The 5,320-nt window shown below is 70.8% G+C and carries 4 protein-coding genes; 3 read left to right on the top strand and 1 reads right to left on the bottom strand.

Annotation, left to right across the window (positions count from 1 at the left end; translation table 11 throughout):
* From WAL33_RS02180 to WAL33_RS02190, 3 genes are all read left to right on the top strand, one after another.
* Nucleotides 1–603 (top strand): molybdopterin-binding protein (locus WAL33_RS02180; protein ID WP_422178040.1); only part of this gene is annotated, 603 nt, incomplete at its 5' end.
* 100 nt (nt 604–703) lie between these two features.
* The gene (locus WAL33_RS02185) at nt 704–2,626 is read left to right on the top strand and encodes a polysaccharide biosynthesis protein (RefSeq protein WP_422178042.1); all 1,923 of its coding nucleotides are present in this window, start codon (nt 704–706) and stop codon (nt 2,624–2,626) included.
* A 134-nt stretch (nt 2,627–2,760) separates the two neighbouring features.
* Nucleotides 2,761–4,596, top strand: a complete 1,836-nt coding sequence (locus WAL33_RS02190) for a response regulator (RefSeq protein ID WP_422178044.1) — start codon at nt 2,761–2,763, stop codon at nt 4,594–4,596.
* Between the two features lie 38 nt (nt 4,597–4,634).
* On the opposite strand, the gene WAL33_RS02195 is transcribed toward WAL33_RS02190, so the two are convergent.
* Nucleotides 4,635–5,320, bottom strand: a 686-nt coding sequence (locus tag WAL33_RS02195) for an OB-fold nucleic acid binding domain-containing protein (RefSeq protein ID WP_422178046.1), incomplete at its 5' end; no start/stop codon positions are given.

Raw genomic sequence — 5,320 nt, forward strand, 5'->3', positions numbered from 1 at the left:
GCCCTGGTGCGCGGCTGGGGCGGCGAGCCCATCGCCCTGACCTCGGTCGGCGACAACGAGACGGCCATCGCCGCGGCGACGGCGGCGGCCGGCGGCGATCTGGTGGTGACCCTGGGCGGCGCCTCGGTGGGCGACCACGACCTGGTCAAGCCGGCCCTGGAAACCCTGGGCTTGGCGTTGCGCGTCCAGACCGTCGCCGTGCGCCCCGGCAAGCCGACCTGGTTCGGGACGCTGCCCCCGACAGCGAAGAGAGATAGCCGCCGCGTGCTGGGCCTGCCCGGCAACCCGGCCTCGGCCCTGGTTTGCGCCGAGCTGTTCCTGCGGCCGTTGCTGGCCGCCCTGACCGGCGCCGATCCGACCCTGGCGATCAGCGCCGGCGTTCTGACCACCGCCCTGCCCGCCACCGGACCGCGTGAACACTGGATGCGAGCCGTCCGGACAATCGGTCTCGACGGTCGCGTGATGGTCACGCCCTTCCCCGATCAGGACTCCTCACTGATCGGCGTATTCTCCCGCGCCGACTGCCTGATCATGCGACCGGCCGGTGCCCTGGCGGCGGCGGCCGGCGAGGTTGTGGAACTGCTCCCTCTGGCGCGGGGTTGATGGGCGAGGCTGTCGCCTCCACTGGCGACGACGCACGCGGAGCGTGCTAAGCCGCCTTCGAAGCGGTTTCCAAGACGACCGCGGCAGGAGTTCTGTGTTCATGGGTCGTATAGGCAAGATCGCGGCGCACATGGTTCTGGCCTTCACGGCCCTGATCCTAGCGCGGCTTGTGACGGCCGGCGCCGCCGCCATCGGACCCGCCACCCTGGTTCACGCCGGCCTGTTCGCCGTATCGGCGCTGCTGGTCGAGCTGCTGTTCAGGCTCGAACGTTCGCCCTGGCGCTTCTTCGCGGCCGGCGACGCCCTGCGTCTGGCGCGCTCGGCCTTTCTGACCACCCTCACCTTCGCCGTGCTGGGCCAGGTCTTCGGCATCTACCGGTCCGGCGGCGTGCGCGCCCTGCTCGTCGTCTTCCTGGCGCAGGTCAGCCTGCTGACCTGGCTGCGCATCATCCGACGCACGATCTACGACCGCGTCCTGATCGACTCCCTGATTCGCCTGCGCCCAGCGCCCGCCTCGCCCGCCCTGCCCCGCCTGCTGATCATCGGTTCGGCCAGTGAAGCCGAGGCCTTCCTGCGCGCCCCGCCCGCCTTGGGCGAGCGCTACGCGCCGGTCGGCGTGCTGACCTCCAACGCCCGCGAGACCGGTGACGAATTGCGCGGAGTCTGCGTTCTGGGCGCCGTCGACGATTTCGACACCGTGATGGCCCAGTTGCGCGACGGCGGCCTGCAGCCGGCGGCCCTGCTGTTCCTGACCGACGGCCCGCTCAGCGCCTTCGGGGCCGAGCGCCTGGGACGGCTGAAGACCGAGGGCGTGCGCCTGCTGCGCCGCCAGGGCCTTATCGACATGGGATCGCACGGCGGTTCGGCCCTGCGCGAGATCAGCCTTGAGGAGCTGCTCAGCCGTGCGCCGGTGCGGTTGAATTCCGACCCGGTCCGCGCCCTAGTCGCCGGCAAACGGGTGCTGATCACCGGGGCCGGCGGCAGCATCGGTTCGGAGCTGGCGCGCCAGATCGCCGCCAGCGGCCCCGCCCAGCTGACCCTGCTGGACGCCGCCGAGGCCAATCTGTTCCACATCGACCGTGAGCTGGGCGAGGCCTGGCCGCTGCTGCCCCGTCGCGACGTGCTGTGCGACGTGCGCGACGCCTCCCGCCTGGAGCTGGTGTTCGCCGCCGAAAAGCCCGAGCTGGTCTTCCACGCCGCCGCCCTCAAGCATGTCACCCTTGTCGAAAACCACCCCTGCGAAGGCGTGCGCACCAATGTGATGGGCAGCCGCAATGTCGCCGCCGCCGCCAAGGCCTGCGGCGCGGCCCATCTGGCGCTGATCTCCACCGACAAGGCCGTGGCCCCCACCAGCGTGATGGGCGCCACCAAGCGCGTGGCCGAGGCGGTGGTTCGCCAGTTCGCCGGCGGATCCAATACTCGCGTCAGCGTCGTGCGGTTCGGCAATGTGCTGGGTTCGGCCGGTTCGGTCGTGCCGATCTTCCAGCATCAGATCGCCCGAGGCGGCCCGGTGACCCTGACCGACGCCGAGGTCGAACGCTATTTCATGACCATCCCGGAGGCCGTGCAGCTGGTCCTGAGAGCCGTTGCACTGTCGGCCGGCGACATGGAGCCCCCCACGGGCGTCCTGACGCTGGAGATGGGCGAGCCGGTCAAGATCATCGATCTGGCCCGACGGATGATCGAGCTGCAAGGCCTGGTCCCCGACCGCGACATCGAGATCAAGATCACCGGCCTGCGCCCCGGCGAAAAGCTGACCGAGGCCCTGGTCGACGTCAACGAGATCGCCCGGCCCAAGGCCGAGGGCGTCACCGAGGCCACGCCCTTGACGCCCTTGCCCCCCATCCGGCCCGAAGCCCTGTCGGCCCTGGAAGCCGCCGCCCTGGCGGGCGACGAGTTCAGCGTTCGCGCCCAGCTGTTCGCCCTGGTCGAGGGACTGCGCGCCGTGGAGCCCGCCGGGGCGATCGCGAGCAAGGCGACCCCAGGCAAGCGCAAGACGCCGGCTGCCCAAACCCGGGCCTGATCCGAATTCGTCGGCGTCCGGCGCCCGCCAGGCGAGCGAAAAAGCCAGAATCAGCTTCCCATGCTCCATCTCGCCCCGCTTGCGGGCGAGCCGTCCCAGCCTTGGGGACATGAGTAGCGTCGGCGGGAACCTGGATGATCGAACAGACGGTGGACGTCACCCGCCTGGACGGGTTCGTTCGATACACCCGCAGGATCGTCCGCGCCCGCCTGATCATCGTCACCATGGTTGTGGGCCTGCTGGCGATCTACACGCCCCTGCGCATAGTCCTGTTCGGCGTGGTCGAGCTGGGCATCTACGCGACACTCTTACTGGTCACCCGGACGGCGCTACGCCATCCTGATCCCGTCCTGGCTTTCCGAAGACTGCGCTGGCAGTCGATTGGTCTGGTCTTCCTGCTGGCGACCAACGCCAGCGCCCTGGCCGTGAAGCTGCGGCTCATGGAAGGGCCGTCCATGCGGGCGGAAGCCGCCTTGGTGGCGACCTGCGTGCTGCTGTTCGGCGCCCTGCGGGTGCATATCGGCAAGGTCAGCTACGTCACCGCCATCGCACCGCCGGCGGCGACGTTGCTGTGGATAGCCTTCGATCCCCACGCGTCGTTGGCCGACAACCACTATGTGGTCGCCATGGCGCTGTTCATCGTCGCCCTCCTGAGCGCCACCTGGCGCCAGCAGACGACCGACCGCGCCCTGGCCCAGGCCCTGCGCGACCTGGCCCGCCGCAACGCCGACCTCACCGAAGCCGTGGCGGAAGCCAAGGCCGCCAGCCGCGCCAAGTCCGACCTGCTGACCGTGGCCAGCCACGAGATCCGCACCCCGCTCAACGCCGTGCTCGGCTTCGCCCATGCCCTGCGCCGCGACACCTTCCTGACCTCGACCCAGGCCGATCTGGCCCAGGGCGTGCTGGAGGGCGGCGCCCAGCTGACCCGCCTGCTCGACACCGTATTGGACCTGACCAAGGTCGAGACCGGCCAAGCCACGCTGGCTCTGACCCCGGTCGATCTGCGCCGCCTGGTCCGCACCGTGGTGCGGGTTTGGGGCGCCCACGCCCAGGCGGTCGGCGTGTTGTTGAGCTTCGAGGACGCCGATCCCGACCTGGACTACGGCCTGCTGGCCGACGAGGCCAAGCTGGAGCAGACCCTGGTCAACCTGGTCTCCAACGGCCTGAAGGCCTCGCCGTCGGGCGGGACGGTCGTGGTCCGGCTGGCCGGCGTGGCCAAGGACCAGAGGCTGAGCGCCCTGATCGAGGTGCGCGACACCGGCGCCTCCGTGTCGCCGGAAGACCGCGCGCGGATGTTCGACGCCTTCGACCAGACCGAACGGGGCCGGAATCTGGGCGGCAGCGGACTGGGTCTGTCGATCTGCGCGGCCAACCTGGCCCTGATGGGCGGTGAGATCGGCGTGGCCGACGCCCCGGACAACGACGCCCGGGAGGGCAAGGCCGCGCTCGGCAAGAGCGCCGGGCGGGGCGCGGTCTTCTGGTTCGCCTTCGAGGCCGAGACCCTGACGCCGCCGGCCGCGGGCGCGCCGCCGGAAGCCTGCGTGACCGTCCCGATCCGGGTGCTGGCGGCCGAGGACAACCCCGCCAATCGCCGGGTTCTGGCCGCCCTGCTGGCCGCCTCGCCGGCCCAGCTGGTGTTCGCCGAGAACGGCGCCCAGGCCCTGGACATGTGGCGGGCCGAGACCTTCGATCTGGTGCTGATGGACGTCAACATGCCGGTGCTCGACGGCGTGGCGGCCCTGGCGGAAATCCGCGAGCTCGAAGCCTCTACGCCGCGCGCCCGCACGCCGGTCTGGATGTTGACCGCCAACGCCTTCGACGAGGACGTCGCCCGCTATCGGGCCGACGGCGCCGACGGCGTGCTGCGCAAACCGATCGACACCGTGGCGCTGTTCGCCCTGCTGGCGCGGGTGGCGGAGAAGAAGGCCGAGGTTGAGGAGGCGGGCGCCCTCCCTGCGCATACCTCTTGATCCGCTCATCCCGGCATTCGCCGGGATGAGCGGCGTGATTAATGGAAGTCCCGGCTCCGCTGCAGCCGCCCGGACGTCCGCATGCGCACCGCCGGGGCCGGCGCCTCGGGGTCCTCCTTCATCCGCGCCAGCTCGGCCGACAGGTCGGTGAAGCTCTCGGCCACCACGTGGATCACGCCGTCGGCGGCCTGGACCTTGCCGTGGACGATCAGGAACGAGGCGCTCATCACCGTGCGGCGGTGAGCGTCGAAACAGTCCTTCCAGACCACCGCGTTGGCCACGCCCGTCTCGTCTTCCAGGGTCACGAACACCACGCCCTTGGCCGTGCCCGGCCGCTGGCGGATCAGGACCAGGCCCGCGACACTGACCTTGCGGCCATCGCGCACGCCCTTCAGCCGTTCGGCCGTCGTGACGTTCAACCGGTCCAGCATCGGCCGGAAGAACCGCAGCGGGTGGGCCTTCAGCGACAGGCTGGTGGTGCGATAGTCCTCGGCCACCTGCTGGGGCAAGGCCATGGTCGGCAGGGCGACGGCGTCCTCGAACAGCGGCAGGCCGGCCAGCAGCGGCGCCTGGCTGTCGACCTTGACCTCGCCCCTCAACCCCTTGACCGCCCACAGGGCGTCGCGCCGGCTGACGCCTGCGGACGCAAAGGCGTCGGCCTCGGCCAGCAGCTCCAGCCCGCGCTGCGAAACCCCGGCCCGGGCGAAGTCGGCGGGGGTCCGGG

The sequence above is a fragment of the Caulobacter sp. genome (assembly GCF_049283275.1).
GTDB lineage: Bacteria > Pseudomonadota > Alphaproteobacteria > Caulobacterales > Caulobacteraceae > Caulobacter.

What these genes read in the sequence shown, in the direction of transcription:
- WAL33_RS02185 (WP_422178042.1), top strand. Translation starts at nt 704, where the DNA reads ATGGGTCGTATAGGCAAGATCGCGGCGCACATGGTTCTGGCCTTCACG.
- WAL33_RS02190 (WP_422178044.1), top strand. Translation starts at nt 2,761, where the DNA reads ATGATCGAACAGACGGTGGACGTCACCCGCCTGGACGGGTTCGTTCGA.